Genomic DNA, 22,556 nt, shown 5'->3' on the forward strand with positions numbered 1-22,556 from the left:
GAAACCCGGGCCGAGGCGGCGGAAGCTGTGCCACTGTCGGCCGAGTGAACGCTGAAGGCTGGCGGTACGAGCGCAGCATCCCGACTGTCGACCCCGCGGGCGATCCGGCCCGGGTGGTGGTCGGGCTGGTGGAGCAGGGCGACCGCTTGGCGGCCGCGATGCGCGTGGACGACGGCAAGGCGGCCCTGCTCCCCCTGGAAACGGGCGGCGAGCTGCTGAAGGTGTTGCGGGAGACGCTGGAGAGCTGGTGGCGTCTCGAGGGCCACCGCGATCTCACGCCGGTACCCCGCGCAGACCAGGAGGACAGGCGCGCGGTGGACAGCCGCTGAGAGCGCGTCAGCCGAGGCCGAACTCGGCGAACCGTTGCCGCCCTATCTCGGTCACGCGCAACGCCCGGCCGCCTGGCCGGCGGCGGACCCAGGCTTCTTCCAGCAACGCTGTCAGCAGTGCGGTTCCCAGCGCGCCGGCCAGGTGAACCGTCTCGTGGGACCAGTCCAAGCACGCCCGCACCGCCGGTCCCGGCCCGGGCAGCTCCGTCACACCGAGCGCGGCCAGCAGCGGGTGGTCGAAAGTGCGCACCACACCTGTCGAGCCGGGTGCCATGTCCTCGACGACGCCGTCCTTGCGCAGGAGCGTCGCCACGTCGATGCCCAGCTGTCCCGCCAGATGCCCGTAACACGCGCGCGCGTGCAGCAGCGGTCCCGCCGGTGTGGAAGGCTGCATTCGCGGGGGCAGCCGTGGCGGGGCGAGCACCGCCAGCGCCTCCACGAGCTGCGCCACCTCCGGTTTCGCGAGGCGGTGCAGGCGCCGGCGGCCCGCCTCGGCCGCGATCACCAAGCCCGCGTCGCACAGGCGGCGCAAGTGGGAGCTCGCCGTGGACGGTGCGATCCCGGCCGCGGTCGCCAGTGCGCGGGCGGAATGGGCGTCGCCGTCCATCAGCTGCAGGAGCATCGCCGCCCGGGCCGGTTCGCCGATCGCCTGGGCTACCGCGGCGATGTCGGGCTCGGCGACCATGCCGTCAGCGTAACCATTCGCTCCGGATCGAAGGGTTTCTGTGGCACCCTGCTCGCCATGACGAAGGATCGCTACTTCGAGGACTACGTCCCCGGCGTCACCTACGACCTCGGCAGCGTCGAGGTCACGGAGACCGACATTCTCGAGTTCGCCCGCCGCTACGACCCGCAGCCCTTCCACGTCGACGCGGCGGCTGCCGCGGACGGACCGTTCGGCGGGCTGATCGCCAGCGGCTGGCACACCGCGAGCCTCATGATGCGGCTCTACGCCGACCACTACCTGTCCGCGGTGTCGAGCCTGGGCAGCCCGGGTGTCGACGAGCTGCGGTGGCCACGCCCGGTGCGGCCCGGCGCAGTGTTGCGGCTGCGGGCCACCGTGGTCGAAGCGCGGCTTTCCCGCTCGAAGCACGACCGCGGGGTGGTGCGTACGCGCGTGGAGCTCGTCGACGTCGCCGACGAGGTCGTCTTCAGCGCGAGCCTGCTGAACCTCATCCTGGTGCGCCCGGGCTGATGGGTGCGCGGCGGACCAGCCCGCGCACCTGCGGGTTGGTCAGCACGACCGCGGTCGCGGCGACGATCAGGACTGCGCCACCGGCGAGCGTCGCCGACCGGCCGGCGTGCTCGGCCACGGGACCGGCGGCGACCTGGCCGAGCGGCATCGCGAGGAACGAACCGAGCATGTCGTAGGAGTAGACGCGCGCGAGTTTCGCGGGCGGGACGTTCTCCTGCAGCGACACGTCCCAGGCGACCGCGAACTGCTCGAGCGCGACGCCGGAAAGGAACATCGCGAACAGCAGCGGCAGCAGGTACGGCGTCTCGCCGAGGGTCAGCATCGGCAGCGCGTCGACCATCACCAGCGCGACGCCGATCAGCAGCATCCGCCGCGGTTGCCAGTGCGCGGCGATGACGCCGCCGAGCAGGGAGCCGGCGGTCTGCGCGGCCAGCGCGATGCCCCAGCCGGTGCGGCCGAACGTGTCGTCGGCGACCAGCGGGCCGATCACCAGCAGCGCGCCCGCGTTCACCGCGTTAACGATCGTGAACTGCAAGACCACCAGCCACACCCACGACCGCGCGCGGAACTCCCGCCAGCCTTCGGCGAGGTCGGCGAACGGGCGCCGGCCCGGGATCCGCTCGCCGCGCGGCAGCCGGATCCGGCGGTAGGCGACGGCGGCCGCGAGGAACAGGACGGCGTTCCCGCCGAGCGCCCAGCCGGATCCGGCGAATGCGACGAGGACCCCGGCGAGCCCGGCCCCGGCGATGCGGCCGGCGTTGGAGAGCAGCCGGACCAGTGCGTTCGCCTGGGCGAGCATCGCGGCGGGCACGGTCAACGGCGTGAGGGACGCGGCCGCGGGCAGCGAGATGGCCGAGACGGCGCCGTTGACCAGGCTGAGCCCGACGAGCAGCGGGATCGAAGCGAAACCGCAGAGGACGCCGGCGGCGATCGCGGCCTGCGTGAGCGCGGCGGCGGTCTCGGTGCCCTGCAGGATCACCGACCGCGGCAGCCGGTCGGCGAGCATCCCGCCGAAGAGCACGAGCAGCACGTTGGCGAGCGACCGGGCCCCGACGACGATCCCGAGATCGACAGCCGAACCCGTCAGGTCGACGACGGCGAAGGCCAGCGCGAAGGGCGCGACGGCGTTGGCGAAGTCGGCGAAGGTCCGGCCGGTGACGAGGGCGCGGAACGGCCGCTCCCGAAGCGGGGTGAAGAGTGGATTGCTCACAGTCGGCTCCGGCGGGGGTTGGGACGCTGGTGAGGAGAGTGCGGCGACCGCGGGGCTCGGGAGAGTCGGGCGATCGCGCGGACGCTGGTGAGTGGGGCGATCGCGGGGACGCGGCTTCGGCGGTGGTGGGGTGCTGACCGGAGCGGCTTCGGCAGAAGATGTGAGCGAACGTTAACTGCGCGGCAGCGGACGCGGCGAGGCTGCAACTCCGGCGACGCACGCTCACGGAGGCTCGTCCGGTCCCGCCGCGCGAGGGTCTGCCAACTTGAACAGGGCCACACTCGCGCTCACCCGCACCGTTCCCGGGGTCCGCGGGGGCTGGGCCGCCTCGTGCAGATCCTTGCTCAACGCCGATGCCTGGGCCACTGCGCTCGCCCACACCTGCGGGTCCACCCACAGCTCCGCGTCCGTCAACGATGCCGGGCCCGGGGCCCGCTCGTCCGCCCGGCGGAGCAGCTCCGCCGCGATCGCGTTCGTCAGCAGGTGCTCCTCGGCCGGGTCTCGGGCCGTCAGGCGGCGTCCCGACTCCGGTGGGTGGCGGTAGCGCTTGGCGCGGCCGCCGCGGATGGTCACTTCCTCCGCTACCTCCAGCAAGCCCGCTTCGTGCAGGCGGCGGATGTGGTAGCTCACGTTCGCCTGCGTGTCGCCCAGCTCGCGGGCCGCCTCCGCCGCGCTCAGGGCCGTTCCCGTCAGCAGTGACAGCAGCCGCATGCGCAGGGGGTGGGCCAGTACGCGCAGGTTGTCGTGAGGCATCAGCCCAGTCTGACGCGACTGTCAAAGGGTTATTTGGGTGTTCTACAGCACGTAGGTGGTGCCGTCCGGTGGGAGTGACGCTCCGGCGGCCAGTACTGCCGCGTGTTCCGGTGACGACGGGTCGAGCACCGGGTTCGTGTTGTTCAGATGCGTGAACGCCCAGTGCGGCCCGGCGCGTCCGGGTAGCCGGGTCAGGGTCTCCGTGATCGGCAGGTGTCCCATGGCCGGCTGGTCCGGGCCGCCGACGCCCGCCATCTCGTCCGGGGCGAAGAACGTGCCGTCCAGCAGGACCAGCGAGGCGCCTTCCACGAACGCGCCGAATCCCGCGGGCCAGCTCTTCAGGCACGGCGCGTACACCAGCACTCCGCCGGTCACGACGTCCTCGATCCGGTAGGCCATCACCCAGGGACCGTCCTGGGCCGACGTCACGTACTTCGGCTTTTTGTCGCTGACCGGCAGCACCTGCACTCGCAGTCCGGGAAGGTCCACCGGCGATGACCACGTCCATCCGCCGTAGCCGTCGATGATGGCGCGGAACGGAGACAACGCCTGCAGCACCGCGTCCGGTGCCCACACCGGCAGGCCGCCCGCCTCGCGCAGCATCAGCAGGCCCAGCGTGTGGTCCAGCTCTGCGTCGGTGAGCAACACTCCGCGCAGCGGAATGTCACGCGGTCCCGGCCCGGCACGCAATTCCGGTGTCGCGAGGATCTGCGCGCGGATGTCGGGCGAGCAGTTGAGCAGGTACCACCCGGCCCCGTCCGCGCTGATCGCGACGCAGTCCTGGCTGCGCGGCTCCAGCCCGGCCGTGCACAACGCGCACGCGCAGTTCCACTGCGGACAGCCGCCGCCCGCGGCGGTGCCCAGGAGGATCACTTTCACCGGCGCATGACCAGGTCCGGTGTGCCGGGTGCGGTCAGGATCAGGTCGACGACGTCCCGGTGCGGCGAGCGTGAGCACACCGGGTCGGTCGCCGCCGCGTCGCCGGTCAGCAGGAACGCCTGGCAGCGGCAGCCGCCGAAGTCGCGGCCGCGGCGGTCGCACGTGCGGCACGGCTCGCGCATCCAGTCTTCGCCGCGGTAGGCGGTGAACGACTCCGAGCGGTACCAGATGTCGGACAGCGACGCCTCTCGCACCGAGGACAGCCGCAACGTCGAGATCGCCGATGCCGCCGGGCACGGCAGCACGGTTCCGTCCGGCGCCACCGTCAGCTGCCGCGCGCCCCAGCCGTGCATGCACGGCTTCGGGTACGGCTCGTAGTAGTCAGCGACGACGTAGACGATCTCCATCTTGCCCCGCAACCGCGCGATGGCCGCCCGGACGATCGGCTCGGCGGCCGCGAGCTGCGCGCGGGTCGGCATCAGCGCGTCGCGGTTCCGCAGCGCCCAGCCGTAGTACTGCGTGTTCGCCAGCTCGAGACGGTCCGCGCCCATCCGCTCGGCCAGTGCGATGATCTCGGCCAGCTGGTCGTGGTTGCGGCGATGCAGCACCACGTTCAGCGTCAACGGCAGCCCGGACTCCTTCACCAGCGCGGCCGCGGCGAGCTTGTGGTCGAACGCCCGCGCGCCGGCCAGCAAGTCGGCGCGCTCCCGCGTCGCACCCTGCGCCGACAGCTGGACGTGCGCCAGCCCGCGCTCGACGAGGTCTTCGAGCCGCGGCCGGGTCAGGCCGAGCCCGGAGGTGACGAGGTTGACGTAGCAGCCGAGCCCGCTCGCGTGCGCCACCAGCTGCGGCAGGTCCGGCCGGGCCAGCGGCTCGCCGCCGGACAGGTGCACCTGCAGCACGCCCAGCTCGCGCGCCTGCGAGAGCACCGAGAACCAGTCCGCTGTGGACAGTTCCGACTCGCGTGACGCGAGTTCCAGCGGGTTCGAGCAGTAAGGACAGTGCAGCGGGCACCGGTGGGTCAGCTCGGCGAGCAGGCCGAGCGGCGGGCTCACGTCCACGCGACGACCCGCCGTTCGCCCAGCCGGGACAGCACGTCGAGAACGTCCTGCTCCCGGACCCCGGTGTACTGCTCCGCGAGCGCCGCCGCTATTCCGGAGATTGTCCGATTGCCGTCGCACAGCCGCAGCACCGCGGCCGCCGTCGCGTTCGGCACCAGGACCCCTTCGGGGAAGAGCAGCACGTGCGTGTCCCGGACGTGGTCGAAGGACAATCGGACACCGCGCCGGAGCTGCGGGACGGAGGCGGTGGTGATCATGCTGCCGCCCGCTCGATCGCGTCGAGCATCGACCACAGGACGTCGCACTTGAACGCCAGCGCGGCGATCGCGCGGTCCTGCTGCTCGCGCGTCACGCAGTGGCGGACCACGATGTCGAGCGTGTCCTTGCCTTCGCCGGAAACCTTGTCGATCCGGTTGGTGAAGTAGGCGAGGTCTTCGCGCGCGATCCACGAGTAGTGCGCGAGCATGTCCGCGACGCGCTGCTGCATCAGGTGCCCGGCGAACATCTCCGTGAGCCCCGACGCCACGGCCTCCCACCACGGCTTCGTCCGCGCGAAGTTCACGTAGGCGTCGACGGCGAACCGGACGCCGGGCACGACGTGCCGCTCGTCGAGGACCTCGGCCCGGTCCAGGCCGACCGCCTCGCAGAGCCGCAGCCAGCGTTCGAGGCCGCCGGTGCCGGCCTGCGCGCCGTCGTGGTAGACGATCCGGTCGAGCCACTGGCGGCGGATCTCCGGCAGCGGGCAGTTGCTGATGATCGCCGCGTCCTTCTGCGGCAGCAGGCACTGGTAGTACCACCGGTTCGCCGCCCAGACCCGCAGCCCGCGCGCGTCGAGCTCCCCCGCATGCAGCCGCCGGTGGAACGGATGCGAACCCCAGTACCGGCTCGAAAGGCCGCGCAGCGCCTCGATGAATGCGCTTTCCGGCAGTGGCTCGACCGGCATCTTCAGTCCGCCATGCGGGCCGCGTAGGCGGTGACCTCCATGGGCGTTTCGTACTCGACGAAGTCGGGTGTCGTCCACACCTCGGGGGATTCGGTCATTTCCTGCTCCTCTCCGTGAGCTGATCGCCGCCACCCTAAGAGCGTGCGAAGGCGGCAGACCAGCGAGTTCGGAAAGATTCCTTCCGATGGGGGAGCGGGCGTTTCGGTGAGCGGGCTACCTTACCGCAGCTTCGAGTTCCACCAAAGCCGTGTCGAGGTGCGTCAGGATGCGCTGCAGGTGCGGCACACTGCGCCGGCAGCCGGTCACGCCGAAGTCGAGGTTGTCGCCGTTGCTGGTCAGCGTGATGTTCACGGCCTGGCCGTCGAGCAGCACCGACGCCGGGTAGATGCCGTCGAGCCGGGCGCCGTTCCAGTACATCTGCTTGCGCGGGCCCGGCACGTTCGAGATCACCAGGTTGAACGGCGGCCGCGTGTTGTTGACGATGCCCGGGATGGGCGAGGCGCCGAGCTGCGCGACGTTAACGGCCGATAACAACAGTGTCTGCAACGGCGTCAGCTCCGAGAACAGCCGCTTGCCATTGCGCATCGACTGGTGGATAGTGACCAGCCGCTTACCCGCGTCCGGCAGGTCGGTGGCCAGATTGCAGAGCAACGCGCCGATGTTGTTGCCGGCCGCTTCGCCGGGGTCGTTCTGCCGGCGCAGCGACACCGGCACCATCGCGATCAGCGGCGCGTCCGGCAGCGCGCGCTGCTCGATCAGGTAGTCGCGCAGGGCGCCCGAGCACATCGCGAGCACGACGTCGTTGCGCGACACCCCGGCGGCCGTGGCCACCTGCCGGACGCGGTCCAGCGGCCACGACTGCGCCGCGAACCGCCGCGCGCCGCCGATCGGCACGTTCAGCATCGTCCGCGGCGCTTGTCCCGGCAGGGTCAGGGTGTGTTCGCCGAACGCCTCCCGCGCGACCTTCATCGCGGCCGGCGCCAGGCTCGCGAGCTGGTTGGCGGTCCGTCGAGCCGTCCGCAGCAACGACCGCGGCCGCTTCTCGCGCTCTTCGCCGGTCTTGCGCCGCGTGCCCCACCACGGCGGGCAGTCCAGGTCGGCCGGGTCGTCCGACAGCGTGCCCTGCAGGTGGCGCAGTGCCGAGACGCCGTCCATCAGTGCGTGGTGGACCTTGGTGTAGACGGCGAACCGGCCGTCGGCCAGTCCTTCGATGAGGTGCGTCTCCCACAGCGGCCGGTGCCGGTCGAGCAGCGTGCTGTGCCAGCGTCCGGTCAGCTCCAGCAGCTCGCGGACGCGGCCCGGCTGCGGCAGGGCCGAGTGCCGGAAGTGGTAGTCGAGCTCGAGATCGGCGTCGGTCGCCCAGGCGACGTGGCCCAGCGTGTTGACCGGGCGGGCCGGGCGGCGCCGGAACACCGGGCGCATGTTGCCCGATTCCAGCAGCGAAGTGCGGATGTCACGCAGGTAGTCCGGACCGGCGCCGTCGGGTTTGCGGAACAGCTGCAGGCCGCCCACGTGCATCGGATGCTCGCGCGTTTCGACGAGGAGGAACATCGAGTCGGTCACGGGCATCATCGCCATGGGACATCACCTTCCGCACTCGGCACGCCGACTCTACGCGCTCGGCGGCCGCGGGTGGATCACGTTCTCTCCCGCGAGGATGACCGGCGACGGCCGGCGGGAAACGTGCGTACCACCGATGGCCGAGCGCAACCGGACCGCCGCGTGCGCGTCCTGTGTTCGGGGCCGCCGATACCGCATGCGTGACGACGACGGCGTCCAGGGGCTGATTGCCAGATCGTTCAACGATCTGGCAGTATCCGCGCCGTGGCTGTGAGTGGGGCTCGGGAGCTGGTCGACGCGCTGGAAGCGCTGGGGACGGAGATCGTTTTCGGCCTTCCGGGCGTGCACAACCTGCCGTTGTGGGAGGCGCTCGCCGAGACCCGGATCAAGGTCGTCGGGGTTCGCCACGAGCAGACGGCCGGCTACGCCGCCGACGGTTACGCGCGCGCCACCGGGAAGCTCGGCGTCGCCCTCGTCACCACCGGCCCGGGCGCGGCGAACACGCTCGGCGCGGTCGGCGAGGCGATGGCGTCCGCCGCTCCGGTGCTGGTCATCGCCACCGACATCCCTTCGACGCTGCGGCGGCCGGGTGTCGTGCGCGGGGCGTTGCACGAGACGTCCGACCAGCAGGCGATGTTCGCGCCGGTCACCAAGGGCGGCTTCACCGTGCGCGCGGCCGACCAGATCGGCACCACCGTGCACCGCGCGGCCCGGCTCGCGCTGCAGCCGCAGAGCGGCCCGGTCTACTTCGGCGTGCCCACCGACTACCTGCGCGAGACGGTGCCGCACCGCCGGCCGCCCGCGCCGCACCGCAAGCCGGACGTCGACGTGCCCGACCTCGCGCGGGCCGAGGCGCTGCTGTCCGAGGCGGACCGGCCGCTGATCTGGGCCGGCGGCGGCGCGCTGCGGTCCGGGGCCGGCGACGCCATCGGCGCGCTCGCCGAGAAGATCGCCGCGCCGGTGATCACCACCTTCGGTGCCCGCGGCCTGCTCCCGCTCGACCACCCGTGCCTCGCGCCGAACCCGGTGCACACGCCGGAGGTCGGCGAGCTGTGGGACGAGGCCGACGTCGTGCTCGCCGTCGGCACCGACTTCGACGGCCTGATGACCCAGAACTGGCGGATGCCGAAGCCGCCCAAGCTGATCGCGGTCAACGTCGACGCCGGCGACGCCGCCAAGAACTACCCGCCCGACCTGACGCTGGTCGGCGACGCGCGCGCGATCGTCGAGCGGCTGCTGCCGAAGGAGCGGCCGGGCCTGGACGACCTCACGCTGCGGCTGGCCGGCATCGGCCGCCGGGTGCGCCGCCGGATCCGCGAAGAGGAGCCGCAGGCCTACGACCTGCTGTCCACTTTGGACGAGGTACTGCCGACGGACGCGGTGATCGTGTCCGACATGTGCGTCGCCGGCTACTGGGTCGGCGGCTTCCACCGGGTGCGGGCGCCGCGCAAGCTCGCCTACCCGATGGGCTGGGGCACCCTCGGCTACGGCTTCCCGGCCTCGCTCGGCGCGGCGGCGGCCGGCGCCGGCCGGGCCATCTGCATCACCGGCGACGGCGGTTTCCTCTACGGCTGCGGGGATCTGGCGACGCTCGCGCAGGAGCAGCTGCCGGTCACCGTCGTGCTGGTCGACGACGGCGGCTACGGGATGCTGCGCTTCGACCAGGACCGCGAGGGCGTGCCGCACCGCGGGGTCGACTGGGACAGCCCGGACTTCGTCGGGCTCGCGCGGTCCTTCGGCGTGCACGCCGACCGCGTGTCCGGCTTCGGGCGCGCGTTCCGGCGGCTGCTCGGCGAATTCGTCGAATCGGATGAACCGAACGTGCTCGTGGTGCGGGCCCGGCTGCAGCCGCCGCTGAACACCTCGCCGCGGTGGTACCGGACATGAGAGAGCGGGTAAGGGACATGGGTCGGTTGGCCGGCAAGGTGGCGGTCGTCTTCGGCGGCGCGCGGGGCATCGGCCTCGCCACGGTGAAGGAGTTCATCGCCGAAGGCGCGACGGTGTTCGCTTCCGACATCCGCGAGCCCGCCGAGGAAATACCCGGCTACCGCCACGAGCTGGTGGACGCCACCGACGAGGACGCCGTCGCCGCGTTCGTCGACGGCGTCGTCGCCGAAGCCGGGCGCATCGACGTGCTGTTCAACAACGTCGGCACCCACCTCGGCAAGCCGCTCGTCGACACCACACTGGCCGAGTTCGACCAGATCTTCGCGCTCAACGTGCGCGCCGCCTTCCTCGGTACCCGCGCCGTGCTGCCGCACATGATCGCCCGGAACAGCGGCAGCATCATCACCACGTCCTCCAACGGCGGCGTGATGGGCCGCCCCGGCGACCCGGTCTACAACGCCACCAAGCACGCGCTGGTCGGGCTGACGAAGTCGATCGCCGTCGCGCACGCGCACCAGGGCATTCGCGCCAACACCGTGAACCCCGGCGCGATCGACACCGACATGCTGCGCGCGACCTTGAACTCACCGGAGGAGTTCGAAACGAAGCAGCACCAGCTCGTCGCGAGCACGCCCGCCGCGCGCGTCGGCGAGGCGTGGGAGGTCGCGAAGGCCGTGGTGTTCCTGGCGAGCGACGAATCGCGGTTCGTCAACGGCGTCGCGCTGCCGATCGACGGCGCGAAGGCCGCGGGCGCGATGCCGGGCAACCGGTACAGCCTCGATTTCGAGCTCGGCGTCAGGTAGCGCCTTGTCCGTCGACGCCTCGGGGCTTTCCGGCGAACGGCACCAGCTGGAGCGCAGCGGCACCGCCGAACGCGTCGCCGCGATCCTGCGCCAGTACATCACCGACGGCGTCTTCGCCCCCGGCGAACGGCTGTCCGAGCCGGTGATCAGCGCGGCGCTCGGCGTCTCGCGCAACACGCTGCGCGAGTCGTTCCAGCTGCTGGCCCACGAACGGCTGGCCGTGCACGAGCTGAACCGCGGCGTGTTCGTGCGCCAGGTGACCGCGGCGGACATCGAAGACCTCTACGTCGTCCGCCGCGCCACCGAATGCGGTGCCCTGCGGCGGGCCGCGGAACTGTCCACTGTGGACCTGTCGGCTGTGGAGCGGGCACTGCGTGACGGGCGGGCGGCGGCGGAGACCGGCGACTGGCCGGCCGTCGGGACCGCGAGCATCCACTTCCACCAGGCGCTGGCCGACCTGGCGGGCAGCGAGCGCATCTCGGCGACGATGCGCCAGGTGCTCGCCGAAACGCGGTTGTTCTTCGTGCTGGCCGAGGACACGCGCGAGTTCTACGAGCCGTTCCTGGACTGCCACGAGCGGATCCTGGCCTGCCTGCGCCGCGGCCGCTTCGCCGCCGCGGAGGCCGCGCTGGACCGCTACCTCCGCGACGCCGAAGCCCGCCTGCTCGACCTCAGCAGCTGACGTTCGGGGCGATCCAGTCGGCGTACTCGCCCGCCGAACCGTCGCCGCCGTCGTCGACCGCGATGGCCAGCTGCTGGACGCCGGCGACCGGGACCGTCAGCTTCTGCGCCTTCGCGCCCCGGCCGACGACGCCCGTGGCGAACAGCTCGCGGCCGTCGCCCAGCACCCGGAAGGCCACGGTGGCCTGTGGGCTCGCCGCGTCGTCGACGCCGTACTGCGTCGTGAACGACTTGCACGCCCCGCCGAGGTACAGCCGGATCACCGACGGCGCGTGCACGCCGATCCCGCTGTTCGGCGCGTACCCGGTCCCGCCGATCGACATCCGCGCGCCGTTGGCGACGCTGCCGCGTTCCACCGGGCCGAGCCCGTTCTCCGAATACGGCCACGGCCGCGTGTCCAGGTACGTCGTGCCGGTTCCGGGCGCGGTCACCAGCGGGCTCTCGGCCGAACCCGCCGCGGTGCGGGCTCCGGCCTCCGTGGTGTAGGTGCCGGCCGCCGTGAGCAGCACTTTGGCCGCCGGTGCCGTCGCCGGGCGCAGCGTGATCTCCTGCGTCACCGTGCTGCCCGGCGAGACGCGGGGGACGTCGATCTGCGCGGGCCCGTCGAGCTGCCACCCGGCCGGCGCCGTGATCGCGTAGCGCGCGTCGGTGACCGGGGTGTCGCCGTCGTTCGTCAGGGTCACCGTGCCGGTGACCGGCTGTCCCGCCAGGAACCCTTCGGGCAGCTGCACGCCCAGCGTCACCAGCGGTTCGGCCGGCGACGGCTGCCCCGGCCACACGCGCAGGAAGACCCCGGACAGCGCGGGTACCGACGCCCGCAACGTCCCGGTGCTGGTCAGCTCGGCGCCCGTCCACAGGTTGCGGACGCGGTAGGCCGGCGCGGCCGCGATGCCGGATTCCGCGAGGTCGAAGGGGATCGTCCGGGCGTACGCGCCGCGGTTGAGCAGCAGCACCGCGACCGAGCCGTCGGACATCGGCTTCGCCCAGATCTCGCCTTCGCTGAGGTCGCGGACCTTGCGGCCCGGCGTGCCCGACCAGTCCTGGTCGACGGCGATGACCTCGGCGTTGCCCATCGTGTCGGCCGGGAAGGTCTCGTTCACGAACAGCGGCGCGTTCATCAGCGCCCACAGCGAGAACTGCGCCTGCCGCGTCGCCGCTGTCTGGTAGCCGAACTGGAGCAGGCCCGGATCGCTCCAGCCGCCCGGCCCGGTGTGCCCGGCGAGCGGGATCTGGCTGTCCAGCACCGTGTTCGTGACGAAGAAGTTGTCGTCGAGCCACGGGTTGACCTGCCAGGTGTGCGCGCCGGCCGCCGGCGCCCACTCCCACTGGCGGTGGTTCGAGATCAGGTCGAGCGCGGCCAGGACGATCGGCCGTCCCGTGCGCGTGAGCGCGTCGCTCATCTTCTTGACGGCGTCGCCCGCGCCGGTCTCGCCGCCGCAGGTGTCGTATTCGAGGTAGTCGACGCCCCAGCCGGCGAACGTCTGCGCGTCGACGTCTTCGCGATCGCGTGACCCGGGCATGAAACTGCCGCAGACGACCGTGCCGGTGCCGCTGTGCAGGCCGAACTTCAGCCCGTTGCCGTGCGCGTAGGCGATCAGGCCCGGCAGGTCCGGGAACTTCGCCGCGTCCGGCTGCAACGTCCCGTCCGCGGCGCGGGTCTTCGCCGCCCAGCAGTTACCGATGTTGACGTAGCGGTAGCCCGCGTCGCGCAGCCCGCTGGTGACCAGCATGTCGATCGCGGCGCGGACCTTCGCGTCGTCGATCCGCGGGCACTGGTTCCAGCCACGGGACCAGGAGATCCCCATCGGCGGAGTCGCGGCGACGACCGGTTCGGCGGCCGCGGCGGGCGCGACGACCGCGGCCGTGAGGCCGAGCAAGCTGAGCAGCAGGACGCAGAACCGGCGCATGAGTCCCTCCCCGGGGCCGCCGTGGGCAAGAGCCCCAGGCTGCCGCTCGGGCAAAACCGGCATCAGGGCAGAAATGCCGCCCCCGGACGAGTGGCCGGGGACGGCCGGTGGTGCGTGAATTCCCGTATTCAGCAGGTGATCGTGGCGTTCGCCCGGTCGGCGCGGTCGGAGTCGGTGCCGTCGCCGCCGTCGGTGACGACCAGGTCGAGCACCCGCACGCCGCCGAGGTCCGCGGTCAGCTGCCGGGCGAGCAGGCCTGCGGTCATGACGCCGGTACCGGCCAGCTCCTTGCCGTCGCCGAGCACCTGGAACGCGACGCGCCGAACGCCGTGCAGGCACCGCCGAGGTAGAACCGGACGCGGGACGGCGCGTGCACGCCGAGGCCGTCGTCGTAGCCGACACCGCCGATGGTGATCCGGTGCCCGTCCCCGGCCTTGGACTCGCCGTTGCTCGTGCCGCCTTCGACCGGGCCGTAGCCGTTCTCCGCGGACAGCCACCCCGCCTTCGAAAGCGGCGTCACGGCGGGAGCGGGCGGCGACACGATCGGCGCGCCGCCGTCGGCGGTTAACGAGCGTTCACCCCAGACTGCCGTCCGGTAGGTCGCCGTCGCGGTCAGGACCGCGCGGTCGCCGGCGGGCGAAACCGGCTGCACGGTCCAGGAGCGCTGCCGCGACCGACCCGGCGGCACGACGGGCACGACGGCGTCGGGACGGCCGTCGAGCTGCCGGCCGGCCCGGCCCGGTCAACGCGACCCACGCGCCTCCGGCAGCCGCAGTTCGGCCGCCGTCGCGGACATCGGCGCCGCGGTGAGGCCGCGGTCGAAGAGCGCGACCGCGGCCGAGCCGTCCGACATCGGCTTGGTCCAGACCTCGGTGTCGCCGTCGTCGCGCGGCTTGTAGCCCTGCTTGCCCGCCCAGTCCTGGTCGAGCGCGATGATTTCCTCGTTGGCCAGGATCTGCTTCGTGGTGCCGGTCATCGAACGCAGGTCGTTGCCGGCGAGCAGCGGCGCGTTCACCAGCGCCCACAACGCGAAGTGCGCCTGGTACCCGGTGGTCGTCATCTTGCCGTTGCCGGCTTCCAGCATGTCCGGGTCGTTCCAGCCGCCCGGGCCGGAACAGCCGGCGAGCGGGACCTGCTTGTCCAGGATCCCGGTCATGCTGCTCCAGCTGTCGCTGATGTCGCCGGTGGTACGCCACACCTGGGCGCCGGCGTCTTCGCCCCACAGCCACGGCTGGTTCTGGCCCCACTCGCACAGCGTGTAGAGGATCGGGCGGCCGGACTTCTTGAGCGCTTCGCCCATCTTGGTGTAGCGCTCGATCGCCGGGCGGCTCTGGTTGTTGCAGTTTCGTACTTGAGGTAGTCGACACCCCAGTCCGCGAACGTCCGCGCGGCGACGTCCTCGTGGTCGAGTGCGCCGGGCATGGTTTCTGGCGGGTCAGCGTTGTTCCAGCTGTTCCAGCGGATCGGCCTGTGCGGCTACGAGAGACGCGATCGCGGCGGCCACGACGGCGGCCGCGAGTCCGACAAGAAGACGCATGGTCCCTCCAGGAGTGCGCAACTCTGCACAAACTCACCCGACCACAAACCTCCCGAGACATCGGATGTCTGCGGCCGTTAGGAGGAACACCTTGCGAAACCCCGGCCGGTGGGAGAGAAAGGGCCGTGACCTCGATGCCTGCTGACCGCGCCGGATTCCGCCCGTTGGACGGGATCAAGGTCGTCGACCTCTCCCGTATCCTCGCCGGCCCGTACTGCACCCAGTACCTCGGCGAGATGGGTGCCGACGTGGTGAAGGTCGAGCCGCCGGGGCACGGTGACGACACCCGTGGCTGGGGGCCGCCGTTCGTCGGTGAGAGCCGCGAGGCCGTGTACTACCTCGCCGCGAACCGGAACAAGCGCGGGATCGTGCTCGACCTCAAAAGCGACCGTGGACAGGAAGCCCTCCGACGTCTGGTGGCCGACGCGGACGTGCTCGTCGAGAACTTCCGGCCGGGGACGCTCGAGAAGTGGGGGCTCGGGTACGCGTCGCTGGCCGAGCTGAACCCGCGGCTGATCCACGTGTCGATCACCGGGTTCGGGCAGACCGGGCCCTACCGCGACCGCGCGGGCTACGACCTGGTCGCCCAGGCCCTCGGCGGCGTGATGTCGCTGACCGGCGAGCCCGACGGCGCGCCGGCGAAGGTCGGGCTGCCCGTCGCGGACCTGAACGCGGGGACGTGGGCGATCATCGCCGTGCTGATGGCGCTGCAGGCGCGGCACACGACCGGCCGCGGCCAGTACCTCGACGTGTCTCTTCTGGACAGTCAGCTGGCCTGGCACGTCTACGCCGCGGGCGCGTACTTCTACGACGCGCCGCGGCCGCGCCGGATGGGCTCGGCGCACCCGAGCATCGTCCCGTACCAGGCCTACCACGTCGCGGACGGCTGGCTGATCATCGCCGTGGGCAGCGAAAAGCTGTGGCACGCGTTCTGCGGCGTGCTGGAGCTGGACATCGCCACGGACCCGCGGTTCGCGTCGAACGCGCTGCGGGCCGCCCACCGCGACGAGCTGAACGCGGTGCTCGAACCGGTGCTGCGGACGCGCCCGGCGGCGGAGTGGATGACATCCTTCGACGCGGCGGGCATCCCGGCGGCGCCGATCAACGAGATCGACGACGTCTACGCGGACCCGTGGACGGCCGCGCGCGAGCAGGTGGTGCGGCTGCCGCACCCGACGGTGGGAACGTACGTCGGGACGGGCTTCCCGGTGAAGGCGTCCGGCACTCCCGCGCGGCCGACGTCGGCGCCGCCGACCCTCGGCCAGCACACCGCGGAAGTCCTCGCCGAGCTGGGGTACTCGCCGGAGGAGATCGCGGAGTTCCTGGACTGACTGTCCAGGCCGGTGTCCCGGACTGTGCACGATGGAGTGTTCGCGTCCGCCGCCGCGCCCTGGTAGGGATGGGGGCGGGACTGAGGAGGACCGATGTCAGCACAGCACGCCCTTTGGCACCCGTTCGCCGACATGGGGGCGGTCGACGGCGACCGGATGGTCATCACGCGCGGCGAGGGCTCCTACGTCTGGGACGACGCGGGCCGCCGGTACTTCGACGCGACGGCGTCGCTCTGGTACGCGAACTTCGGCCACGGACGGCCCGAGATCACCGCAGCCGTCACGAGGCAGCTCCAGACGCTCGACTCGTACAACCTGTTCGGCTACAACGCCAACCAGCCGGCGATCGAGCTGGCGGACCGCGTCGCCGAGCTGGCGCCGACACCGGGGTCGAAGGTGTTCTTCGGCTCGGGCGGCGGCGACGTCATCGACACGGCGGTCAAGCTCGCGCGGGCGTACTTCGCCCAGACCGGGCGGCCGGAGAAGGTGCACGTGATCGGCCGGGCGCAGGGCTACCACGGCACGCACGGCTTCGGTACGGCCGTCGGCGGCATCCCGGCCAACGCGGCGGGCGTGGGACCGCAGCCACCGGAGTTCTCGCACGTGCCGTACGACAGCGCGGCGGCGCTGGAGGCGGAGATCGCCCGGGTGGGCGCGTCGCGGGTGGCGGCGTTCTTCTGCGAACCCGTGATCGGCGCGGGCGGGGTGCTGCTGCCGCCGGAGGGTTACCTCGAGGAGGTGGCGGCGATCTGCCGCCGTCACGAGGTGCTGTTCGTGGCGGACTGCGTGATCGCCGCGTGGGGCCGGCTCGGGACGTGGTTCGGCATCGACCGCTGGGCGGTGGAGCCGGACCTGATCACGACGGCCAAGGGCATCACCGGCGGCACGATCCCGCTGGGCGCGCTGATCGTGGCCCCGAAGGTGGCGGAGCCGTTCTTCACGGGGAAGCCGGGAGCCCCGGTCTTCCGCCACGGCGCGACGTACGCGGGTCACCCGGTGGCGTGCGCCGCGGGCCTGGCGACACTGGACATCTACGAGCGCGACGGCCTGATCCCCCGCGGCCGCGAGCTGGAGAAACCTCTGGCGGACGCGGTGTCGGGAGTGGTGGAACACCCGCTGGTGGCCGAGGTCCGCGCGGGCCTGGGCTTCCTCGCGGCGGTGGAGCTGACACCGGAGGTGCTGGACGCGGACCCGGGAGCGCCGGTGAAGCTGCAGCGGGCATGCCGGGACGAAGGGGTGATCGTGCGGAACCTGGGCCGCGGGGTCGCGGTTTCGCCGCCGCTGATCGCGGAGGAGGCCGAGCTGGACCTGCTGGCATCGGCACTGCCGCGAGCGCTGGACCGCCTGGCGGCTTCACGCTGAGCCGCGGCCGATGCCGGGAACGGCTCTTTCCTGTCCTCCGACGGCAGGAAAGAGCCGTTCGCCACGAGCGAACCGGCCGGGCGCGGCCTCAGGAGATGCAGAACTCGTTGCCCTCCGGGTCGGCCATCGTCACCCAGCTGTGCGGACCCTGCCGCCCGCGCCACAGGAACTTCGCCCCGCGCGCGGTCAGCTTCTCCATCGTCGCCTCGACGTTGTCCGCCCCCACCCACACGTCGATGTGCAGGCGGTTCTTCACCGTCTTCGGCTCCGGGACCTCCTGGAACAGGATGCGCCGGGGCGGGCCGTCGGGCGGCGAGTCCGGGTGGCGGATCGCCGCTCCCGTGCGCCAGACCAGCTTGCCCCGGTAGGTCCGCGTCTCCTCCTCCTTCGCGTATCCCTTCGCGACCATCTCGCGGACGAAGTCCTCGTCCGTCGGCTCCACCGGCCAGCCGAGCGTCTCCGCCCACCAGCCGGCCAGCTCGTGCGGGTCCGCCGTGTCCACCACTACCTGGAAGTCATGCGCCATACCGGCACGTTAACGACCGAGTCCGACATTTTCCGGAGCGCCGGATCCTCGGGCACGACCGTGAACCGCCACTTGTCCACGCCGCCGCCCATGATCTCCGCGTAGCGGCGGGCGCCGTCGGCGTTGGCGAACCGGACCTGCTGGCCGTTCGTCAGGTGGGTGATCTTGACCGCCATGGCAACCTCCCGAAGTCTGTGGGCCGGCCCGCGGAGCTTCCCCCTCCGGGACCGGCGAGCACAGTAGAACACATGTTCGACTGCCAGCGCCAGTCGATCCCCCGCACAGGGGAAGTGCCAGCTCAGAGCGGCCGGATCAGCGCCACGCGCGGCCAGGCGCCGAGGCCGCGGGCCGCCTCGGCGCGGCGGATCGCCCGCAGTCCGTCGCCCAGCTCGGCGTCCGCCATGACCCGGAACCCCAGCCGCTGGTAGTACGGCGCGTTCCACGGCACCGCGGCGAACGTCGTGAGCGTCAATGCCGGCAGCCCGCGGGCCCGCGCCCACGCCGCCAGCGTCTCGATCAGCGCGCGGCCCAGCCCGCGCCGCGCGTGGCCGGGCCGGACCGAGACCTGGTCGATGTGCGCGTGCCCGTCGACGACCGCCGCGAGCAGGTACGCCACCGGCCGGTCGCCTTCGTCGACGCTCACCCACGCGCGGCCGTCCGCCTGGTACCCCGCCAGCTCCGCCACCGACCCCGGGTCGTCGTCGGCGATCGCGGCCATGCCGACGTCCCGGAAGCGGCTGCCCGCCTCGCGTTCGACGTCGATCAGCGCGGGCAGGTCGCCGGGACGCGCGAGCCGGATCACCCGCGTATTCCTACCCGCCCGCGCGGGATTTTCACAGCGAATAAGACGAGATCGTCCGCTCGATGCGCGTCGCGTACTCCTGCAGCGCCGTGATCGCCGTGCGCCGGGCCTCTTCGGTGATCCGCGCGGCCGGTCCCGCCATGCTGAGCACGGTCGGCCGCCGCCCGTAGGCGTACACCGGTACCGAACACGCCCAGACACCCTCGTCGATCTCCCCGGAGCTGACCGAATACCGGTTCTCCAGCGCGTGCTTGAGCTCGTCGCGCACCACGGTCCCGCGCCGCTCGACGACCGGCGCCAGCCGCCGGTCGCGCTCGATCTCCGGCAGCAGCGCGAGCAGCATCTTGCCGGACGCGCCGACCCCGAGCGGCACCGAATGCCCCGGCTCGAAGGTGAACCGCATGGCGCGGTCGCACTCGACGCGGTCCGCGCACACCGCGGCGTCGCCGAACTGCTGGAACAGCAGCACCGTTTCGCCCAGCTCGCGCGCGGCCTCTTCCATGGCCGGCCTGGCCAGCCGCACGAGGTCGTTCGCCAGCTGCGCGGCCCGCGCCAGCGGCATCACCTGGCTCGTCAGGTGGTAGTGCCCCGCCCGGCCCTCCTCGAGCAGCTGCAGCTCCTTGAGCAGCGCCACGTAGCGGTAGGTCGTCGCCACCGGGGTGCCGATCGTCGCGGCGAGCTCGGCGACGCTCGCCTCCCACCGCCGTTCCGAAAACGCGAGCAGCAGCTGGAGGACCTTGCGGGAACTGCTGGCGCCGGGCGTCCGGCGCGGGGCGGTGGTGGCGGAACCGTCGACGGCACTGACGGCAGGCGTCATCATGACCTCTCGATGGGAGAAAAACGACCTCGCTATCACACGGGGTGAATAAATTAGCACGGTGTGTTAAACGAAGGCCAGCATTTCGCCGACGGCCCCGCCTTTCGGGAAAAAACCGGGTCACATCGTGAGGAACGCGCCCGGTTTCGTCACCACCGGTGACTCGACGTAGAGGCCGCGGTACTCGTCCTGGATCCCCGAGTTGTGCACCTGCAGCGCGAGCGGCCCGACGCGCCCGGCGGTCCGGTCGGTGAACCGCAGGACCTCGACGCCCTTGCAGGTCGCGGCCGTCCCGGTGAGCGGGCAGCACGCCATCCGCGCGACGCCGGTGGCCAGGTCGCCGATCAGCTCGCACTGGGCCCACTTCTTGACGTCGATCGTCGTGTGCGGCAGCTGCTGGAACAGTTTCCCGCCGCCGTCGTTGTGGCCCGGGCGGTAGTCCCAGTGGCCGCCGTTCGGCGGCTGGAACTGGATGGCGCTCAGCGCGTCGCGGATCGGGTCGGTGGTGCCCCAGATCAGCACGGTCGGTTTGTGGTTGCCCTTGACCTGCCGGACATTGAATATCCACCGGAACGTGCCGACCTGCTGTTTGTTGTAGTACAACCAGCCGCGCGCGGTGCCGTTGCCGTGGATCACGCCGTTCTTCGCCGACCACAGGCCGGGCTTCGACGACGTCCACGCGCTCAGGTCGGAGCCGTCGAACATCGGGACCAGGTTCGGGTCGCCGTAGGGGTTTTCGGCGGCGGCCGCCGCGGGCGCGGCCGCCGAGGCCGCGACGATTCCCGCGGCCAGCACGCCGAGGAGCTTCCGGAACATCCTGCCGTCCTTTCCTGCACGCGATGGGCCTTGCGTCCGGACGGCGGATTTTCACGCTACGAGCAGCGCCGGTGAGGCGTCAACCGCGGTCCCGCTGACCGGTCAGGAACGGCGTCAGCAGTCCCGGAACGGCCCGGTCGGCCAGCGCGAGCCCGTCGGGCTCGCCGACGTCGAGCACCCGGTAGTGCCCCTTGCCCGCGGCGACCGGCGCGATCACCGTGACCAGCCCGGCCCGGCGCTGGAAGTACGAGCGCTCGACGACCACGCCGGTCATCCCGTCGCAGCGCACGGCCGCGGTGCCGCGGTCCAGCGAGCCCGAGCGCGTCACCAGGTAGCGGCCGGTGAACGCGTGCCCGAGGCCGCGGTAGCGGTCCCAGCCGACGAGCGCGGCGAACGGCAGCAGCAGGAGCGCGACCTGCCACGGCCAGTCCGGCAGCGGGCCGAGCCGGGCCAGGGCGAACAGCGCCGCGGCGAGCAGCAGCACCCCGGTGACCGCCCGGGACAGGCGCCGGTACAGCGCGCGGCGCGGGTGCCGCGTCAGCGGTGTCGCGGCCGGGTCTTCGCCGAGCACCTCCGCGACCACCTCGTGCGCCCGCGCGAGCGGGGCGGGCGGCAGCAGGAGGCCGCCGCCCTTGTCCGCGCCCTTGCCCTCGCGCAGCCCGGCGGCGATGGCGACGCAGCGGGCGCCGCCGGCCAGCCGCAGCGGCAGCGGCTCGCGGATCTCCACGCCGCGCAGGCGTTCCTCCTCGATCGACACCGAGCGGGTCGTGATCAGCCCGCGCCGGACGTGCAGCGTGCCGGCGGGTTCGCGGGTGAGCCGGAAGTTCCAGAACGACAGCACGTACCCGGCGACCGACAGCAGCGACACGACCACCAGCAGCCCCACGGCGGCCAGCGCCAGGCTCAGCCACGCCGGCGTCTCGGCGAAGTGCCCGACGACCGCCTGGACCAGCGAGAACCGCACCGGGTCGAAGTGCAGTTCGTGCGCGAAGTGGTACACGGTGCCGACGGCCGCTCCGACCACCGCGAGCCCGGAAAGCGTGAACGGCGCGTACCGCAGCCACTTCTTGTCGACCGCGGCCACGAGCTGCTCCGGCGGCGTGGCGGCCGCCGCCGGCGCCTCGACCTCCTTGCGGTGCAGCAGGAGCGTCCGCAGCCGCTGCGCTTCGGCGATGGTGACGGCGTCGAGGACCAGCTCGTCCTTGTGCCGGCTTCCGGTGTTCGAGTGCCGCCCGGTGCCGATCCGCGCGGCCGCCAGCGAGAACAGCCGGTGCTTCGGCTCGGACGTGACGTCGACCGTGCGGATCCGGTCGCGCGGGATGGCCCGCTGCTTGCGCAGCAGCAGCCCGGTGTGCCACTCGACCTGCGTCGCGGTGATCCGGTAGCGCGAGGTCAGCACGTGCGAGACGCCCGTGCACACGGCGATCGCCGTGAAGGCCAGGCCGACCCACTGCCACGATTCGCCGTGGCCGAACAGCAGCGCGCCGAGCAGCACCGGCAGCGAGCGCACCAGGTCCAGCACCGGCCGGATCAGCAGCATCCGCCGGTCGAGGCGGTGCCACGGCGCGTCCTGCGTGCCTTCGGCGGGCGGCAGCGCGACCTCGGTGCTCACGTGGCGTCCCCTCGGGCGGCCTGCGTCGTCTTCGTCAGCTCGTCGGCGAGCGCGAGCGCGCGGTCGTGCGCCAGGCCCGAGATGCGCAGGGGCCCCGCCGCCGACGCCGTCGTCACGGTGAGCTTCGCCAGCCCGAACAGCTGCTCCACCGGGTCGCGCTCGATGTCGACGGTCTGGATCCGCGAGACCGGCGCGATCCGCCACTGCTGCTTCAGCCAGCCCGCCTGCGTGTAGACGGCCTCGCCGGTGACCTCCCAGCGGTGCACCCGGTACCGCCACTGGGGCATCACGAGCAGGTGCAGCGGCCCGGCGATCGCGGACACCACGAGCGTCACGGTGAGGAACGCCGGTGGATCGTCGCTGGTCACGACGATGACCACCTGGATCGCGACGAGCACGGCCCAGAAGACGGCCGCGGTCGCCGTCCAGTAGCCGATGGCGCGGCGGCTGACCCGGTTGGCGGGCGGCCGCAGCCGCAGCGCGGCTGTGTTCGTGCTGTGTTCGCTCACCCTGCAAGCGTGCCCGATCGGCGACTTGCGCGCCCA

At 72.1% G+C, this 22,556-nt stretch carries 25 protein-coding genes and 2 pseudogenes; 7 read left to right on the forward strand and 20 right to left on the reverse strand.

From position 1 onward, the window contains the following. The first annotated feature begins 44 nt into the window (after positions 1-44). On the forward strand, positions 45-329 hold the full coding sequence (locus BT341_RS13225) for a hypothetical protein (RefSeq protein WP_072476582.1): 285 nt from the start codon (positions 45-47) through the stop codon (positions 327-329). Positions 330-336: 7 nt separating this feature from the next. Here the strand turns inward: BT341_RS13225 and BT341_RS13230 are convergent, their stop codons facing one another. Continuing rightward, the gene (locus BT341_RS13230) at positions 337-1,014 is read right to left on the reverse strand and encodes an ArsR/SmtB family transcription factor (RefSeq protein WP_072476583.1); all 678 of its coding nucleotides are present in this window, start codon (positions 1,012-1,014) and stop codon (positions 337-339) included. 57 nt (positions 1,015-1,071) lie between these two features. Between BT341_RS13230 and BT341_RS13235 the strand changes: the two genes are divergently transcribed. Then, complete coding sequence (locus BT341_RS13235) at positions 1,072-1,524, forward strand: MaoC family dehydratase (RefSeq protein WP_072476584.1); 453 nt, start codon at positions 1,072-1,074, stop codon at positions 1,522-1,524. On the opposite strand, the gene BT341_RS13240 is transcribed toward BT341_RS13235, so the two are convergent. From BT341_RS13240 to BT341_RS13275, 8 genes are all read right to left on the reverse strand, one after another. After that, on the reverse strand, positions 1,502-2,734 hold the full coding sequence (locus BT341_RS13240) for an MFS transporter (protein WP_072476585.1): 1,233 nt from the start codon (positions 2,732-2,734) through the stop codon (positions 1,502-1,504). The two genes, BT341_RS13235 and BT341_RS13240, sit on opposite strands and share 23 nt — an antisense overlap. Before the next feature lie 222 nt (positions 2,735-2,956). After that, positions 2,957-3,487 (reverse strand): ArsR/SmtB family transcription factor, encoded by a 531-nt coding sequence (locus tag BT341_RS13245; RefSeq protein WP_072476586.1) that lies wholly within the window; start codon positions 3,485-3,487, stop codon positions 2,957-2,959. Positions 3,488-3,529: 42 nt separating this feature from the next. Then, complete coding sequence (pqqB, locus tag BT341_RS13250) at positions 3,530-4,366, reverse strand: pyrroloquinoline quinone biosynthesis protein PqqB (RefSeq protein WP_072476587.1); 837 nt, start codon at positions 4,364-4,366, stop codon at positions 3,530-3,532. Next, the gene (gene pqqE / locus BT341_RS13255) at positions 4,363-5,427 is read right to left on the reverse strand and encodes a pyrroloquinoline quinone biosynthesis protein PqqE (protein WP_072476588.1); all 1,065 of its coding nucleotides are present in this window, start codon (positions 5,425-5,427) and stop codon (positions 4,363-4,365) included. Before pqqE ends, pqqB begins: the two co-directional genes overlap by 4 nt. Beyond that, the gene (gene pqqD / locus BT341_RS13260; RefSeq protein ID WP_072476589.1) at positions 5,418-5,684 is read right to left on the reverse strand and encodes a pyrroloquinoline quinone biosynthesis peptide chaperone PqqD; all 267 of its coding nucleotides are present in this window, start codon (positions 5,682-5,684) and stop codon (positions 5,418-5,420) included. Before pqqD ends, pqqE begins: the two co-directional genes overlap by 10 nt. Next, complete coding sequence (pqqC, locus tag BT341_RS13265; protein WP_072476590.1) at positions 5,681-6,370, reverse strand: pyrroloquinoline-quinone synthase PqqC; 690 nt, start codon at positions 6,368-6,370, stop codon at positions 5,681-5,683. The genes pqqD and pqqC overlap by 4 nt, the downstream gene beginning before the upstream one ends. 2 nt (positions 6,371-6,372) lie before the next feature. Continuing rightward, on the reverse strand, positions 6,373-6,468 hold the full coding sequence (gene pqqA, locus BT341_RS13270; protein ID WP_072476591.1) for a pyrroloquinoline quinone precursor peptide PqqA: 96 nt from the start codon (positions 6,466-6,468) through the stop codon (positions 6,373-6,375). Positions 6,469-6,583: 115 nt separating this feature from the next. After that, a complete protein-coding gene (locus BT341_RS13275) occupies positions 6,584-7,948 on the reverse strand; it encodes a WS/DGAT/MGAT family O-acyltransferase (protein WP_072476592.1) in 1,365 nt (454 codons plus the stop codon). Between the two features lie 246 nt (positions 7,949-8,194). Between BT341_RS13275 and BT341_RS13280 the strand changes: the two genes are divergently transcribed. The 3 genes from BT341_RS13280 to BT341_RS13290 are packed head-to-tail and all read left to right on the forward strand — an operon-like array spanning position 8,195 to position 11,302. Further along, entirely contained in the window at positions 8,195-9,817 is a 1,623-nt protein-coding gene (locus BT341_RS13280) for a thiamine pyrophosphate-binding protein (RefSeq protein WP_177328794.1), read from the forward strand. A gap of 17 nt (positions 9,818-9,834) precedes the next feature. Further along, positions 9,835-10,620 carry an SDR family NAD(P)-dependent oxidoreductase gene (locus BT341_RS13285; protein ID WP_072476594.1) on the forward strand — a complete coding sequence of 262 codons (786 nt, stop codon included), beginning with the start codon at positions 9,835-9,837 and terminating at the stop codon, positions 10,618-10,620. A 4-nt stretch (positions 10,621-10,624) separates the two neighbouring features. Next, complete coding sequence (locus tag BT341_RS13290; RefSeq protein WP_072476595.1) at positions 10,625-11,302, forward strand: GntR family transcriptional regulator; 678 nt, start codon at positions 10,625-10,627, stop codon at positions 11,300-11,302. Here BT341_RS13290 and BT341_RS13295 read toward each other — a convergent pair. The 4 genes and pseudogenes from BT341_RS13295 to BT341_RS47850 all read right to left on the reverse strand — a co-directional run. Beyond that, positions 11,292-13,208 (reverse strand): NPCBM/NEW2 domain-containing protein, encoded by a 1,917-nt coding sequence (locus BT341_RS13295; RefSeq protein ID WP_072476596.1) that lies wholly within the window; start codon positions 13,206-13,208, stop codon positions 11,292-11,294. The two genes, BT341_RS13290 and BT341_RS13295, sit on opposite strands and share 11 nt — an antisense overlap. A 128-nt stretch (positions 13,209-13,336) precedes the next feature. Next, positions 13,337-13,905, reverse strand: a pseudogene (locus BT341_RS46365) (NPCBM/NEW2 domain-containing protein). A gap of 45 nt (positions 13,906-13,950) precedes the next feature. Further along, entirely contained in the window at positions 13,951-14,184 is a 234-nt protein-coding gene (locus tag BT341_RS47845) for a hypothetical protein (protein ID WP_425426475.1), read from the reverse strand. Next, positions 14,185-14,630, reverse strand: a pseudogene (locus tag BT341_RS47850) (glycoside hydrolase family 27 protein); the annotation flags it as partial. It abuts the gene before it with no gap. Between the two features lie 249 nt (positions 14,631-14,879). Between BT341_RS47850 and BT341_RS13315 the strand changes: the two are divergent. Next, positions 14,880-16,076 (forward strand): CaiB/BaiF CoA transferase family protein, encoded by a 1,197-nt coding sequence (locus BT341_RS13315; protein ID WP_072481928.1) that lies wholly within the window; start codon positions 14,880-14,882, stop codon positions 16,074-16,076. Between the two features lie 93 nt (positions 16,077-16,169). After that, the gene (locus tag BT341_RS13320; protein WP_072476599.1) at positions 16,170-17,438 is read left to right on the forward strand and encodes an aminotransferase family protein; all 1,269 of its coding nucleotides are present in this window, start codon (positions 16,170-16,172) and stop codon (positions 17,436-17,438) included. An 88-nt stretch (positions 17,439-17,526) separates the two neighbouring features. Here BT341_RS13320 and BT341_RS13325 read toward each other — a convergent pair whose 3' ends face one another. From BT341_RS13325 to BT341_RS13355, 7 genes are all read right to left on the reverse strand, one after another. Beyond that, entirely contained in the window at positions 17,527-17,964 is a 438-nt protein-coding gene (locus BT341_RS13325; protein WP_177328795.1) for a VOC family protein, read from the reverse strand. Next, positions 17,943-18,140, reverse strand: coding sequence for a hypothetical protein (locus tag BT341_RS13330; RefSeq protein WP_072476601.1), 198 nt, complete (start codon positions 18,138-18,140; stop codon positions 17,943-17,945). The genes BT341_RS13325 and BT341_RS13330 overlap by 22 nt, the downstream gene beginning before the upstream one ends. Before the next feature lie 122 nt (positions 18,141-18,262). Next, the gene (locus BT341_RS13335; RefSeq protein ID WP_245804952.1) at positions 18,263-18,766 is read right to left on the reverse strand and encodes a GNAT family N-acetyltransferase; all 504 of its coding nucleotides are present in this window, start codon (positions 18,764-18,766) and stop codon (positions 18,263-18,265) included. Positions 18,767-18,797: 31 nt separating this feature from the next. Further along, complete coding sequence (locus tag BT341_RS13340; RefSeq protein ID WP_072481930.1) at positions 18,798-19,583, reverse strand: IclR family transcriptional regulator; 786 nt, start codon at positions 19,581-19,583, stop codon at positions 18,798-18,800. 120 nt (positions 19,584-19,703) lie between these two features. Next, the gene (locus tag BT341_RS13345) at positions 19,704-20,399 is read right to left on the reverse strand and encodes a 3-keto-alpha-glucoside-1,2-lyase-like domain-containing protein (protein WP_072476602.1); all 696 of its coding nucleotides are present in this window, start codon (positions 20,397-20,399) and stop codon (positions 19,704-19,706) included. Between the two features lie 79 nt (positions 20,400-20,478). Next, on the reverse strand, positions 20,479-22,011 hold the full coding sequence (locus BT341_RS13350; protein ID WP_072476603.1) for a PH domain-containing protein: 1,533 nt from the start codon (positions 22,009-22,011) through the stop codon (positions 20,479-20,481). Beyond that, positions 22,008-22,520: a PH domain-containing protein gene (locus tag BT341_RS13355; RefSeq protein ID WP_143168544.1), complete on the reverse strand. Its 513-nt coding sequence runs from the start codon at positions 22,518-22,520 to the stop codon at positions 22,008-22,010. The genes BT341_RS13350 and BT341_RS13355 overlap by 4 nt, the downstream gene beginning before the upstream one ends. Between the last annotated feature and the right edge of the window lie 36 nt (positions 22,521-22,556).

The sequence above is a fragment of the Amycolatopsis australiensis genome, from assembly GCF_900119165.1.
Classification (GTDB): Bacteria; Actinomycetota; Actinomycetes; order Mycobacteriales; family Pseudonocardiaceae; genus Amycolatopsis; species Amycolatopsis australiensis.

What these genes read in the sequence shown, in the direction of transcription:
- pqqD (WP_072476589.1), bottom strand. Translation starts at nt 5,684, where the DNA reads ATGATCACCACCGCCTCCGTCCCGCAGCTCCGGCGCGGTGTCCGATTG.
- BT341_RS13295 (WP_072476596.1), bottom strand. Translation starts at nt 13,208, where the DNA reads ATGCGCCGGTTCTGCGTCCTGCTGCTCAGCTTGCTCGGCCTCACGGCC.
- pqqA (WP_072476591.1), bottom strand. Translation starts at nt 6,468, where the DNA reads ATGACCGAATCCCCCGAGGTGTGGACGACACCCGACTTCGTCGAGTAC.
- BT341_RS13230 (WP_072476583.1), bottom strand. Translation starts at nt 1,014, where the DNA reads ATGGTCGCCGAGCCCGACATCGCCGCGGTAGCCCAGGCGATCGGCGAA.
- BT341_RS47845 (WP_425426475.1), bottom strand. Translation starts at nt 14,184, where the DNA reads ATGACCGGCACCACGAAGCAGATCCTGGCCAACGAGGAAATCATCGCG.
- BT341_RS13340 (WP_072481930.1), bottom strand. Translation starts at nt 19,583, where the DNA reads ATGACGCCTGCCGTCAGTGCCGTCGACGGTTCCGCCACCACCGCCCCG.
- BT341_RS13320 (WP_072476599.1), top strand. Translation starts at nt 16,170, where the DNA reads ATGTCAGCACAGCACGCCCTTTGGCACCCGTTCGCCGACATGGGGGCG.
- BT341_RS13345 (WP_072476602.1), bottom strand. Translation starts at nt 20,399, where the DNA reads ATGTTCCGGAAGCTCCTCGGCGTGCTGGCCGCGGGAATCGTCGCGGCC.
- BT341_RS13330 (WP_072476601.1), bottom strand. Translation starts at nt 18,140, where the DNA reads ATGGCGGTCAAGATCACCCACCTGACGAACGGCCAGCAGGTCCGGTTC.
- pqqC (WP_072476590.1), bottom strand. Translation starts at nt 6,370, where the DNA reads ATGCCGGTCGAGCCACTGCCGGAAAGCGCATTCATCGAGGCGCTGCGC.
- BT341_RS13245 (WP_072476586.1), bottom strand. Translation starts at nt 3,487, where the DNA reads ATGCCTCACGACAACCTGCGCGTACTGGCCCACCCCCTGCGCATGCGG.
- BT341_RS13315 (WP_072481928.1), top strand. Translation starts at nt 14,880, where the DNA reads ATGCCTGCTGACCGCGCCGGATTCCGCCCGTTGGACGGGATCAAGGTC.
- BT341_RS13235 (WP_072476584.1), top strand. Translation starts at nt 1,072, where the DNA reads ATGACGAAGGATCGCTACTTCGAGGACTACGTCCCCGGCGTCACCTAC.
- BT341_RS13275 (WP_072476592.1), bottom strand. Translation starts at nt 7,948, where the DNA reads ATGGCGATGATGCCCGTGACCGACTCGATGTTCCTCCTCGTCGAAACG.
- BT341_RS13325 (WP_177328795.1), bottom strand. Translation starts at nt 17,964, where the DNA reads ATGGCGCATGACTTCCAGGTAGTGGTGGACACGGCGGACCCGCACGAG.
- BT341_RS13285 (WP_072476594.1), top strand. Translation starts at nt 9,835, where the DNA reads ATGGGTCGGTTGGCCGGCAAGGTGGCGGTCGTCTTCGGCGGCGCGCGG.